Source organism: Vibrio sp. 1401, from assembly GCF_033340295.1.
Map to the genome: position 1 here is coordinate 1 of NZ_JAWOWF010000795.1, position 528 is coordinate 528.

The 528-nt window shown below is 49.4% G+C and carries 1 protein-coding gene; it reads left to right on the forward strand.

The annotated features are described in order from the left end of the window. A partial coding sequence (locus R7Z77_RS28220; protein ID WP_318137420.1) for a 4Fe-4S dicluster domain-containing protein occupies nt 1–528 on the forward strand: 528 nt, incomplete at both ends.

Sequence of the window (528 nt, forward strand, 5' to 3'; positions counted from 1 at the left end):
ATGCCGAGCAACATTTCGATGTTTCCGTGGACGTTTCCTCTGCTAACGTGATTGGTCATCAAGATTGGCTCGATTTGCGAGCGAAAGATCTTCGTCACAAATACGAAGTAGACCGCAGTTCTGAGTTCATTGAATTTGATGCTAACCGCTGCATCAGTTGTGGTCAGTGTATTCAAGCATGCCGTGAGCAAGCGGTACATGGTGTGTTGAGTTTTGTGTCGGATAAAAATGGCCGACCAGCTTTACGACCAGATGCTCGTCCACGATTCCGCTCCGATGAAAAAGGCGCAAGTTGCAGCGGTTTGACGCTCATGGGCGATTCAAAATGCGTGCAATGTGGGGCGTGTGTTCAGGCATGTCCAACGGGCGCGATGGTGGACAGCCGTGACCGCTCTCAAGGCAGAACCGAACAGCTAAAAGCCGTCGATACCATTTGTACCTATTGTGGTGTGGGTTGTAAGTTGACCATGTTTGTCGATGAGCGACAAAACAAAATCCGCTATGTAAAAGGTGCGGATTCGCCAGTTA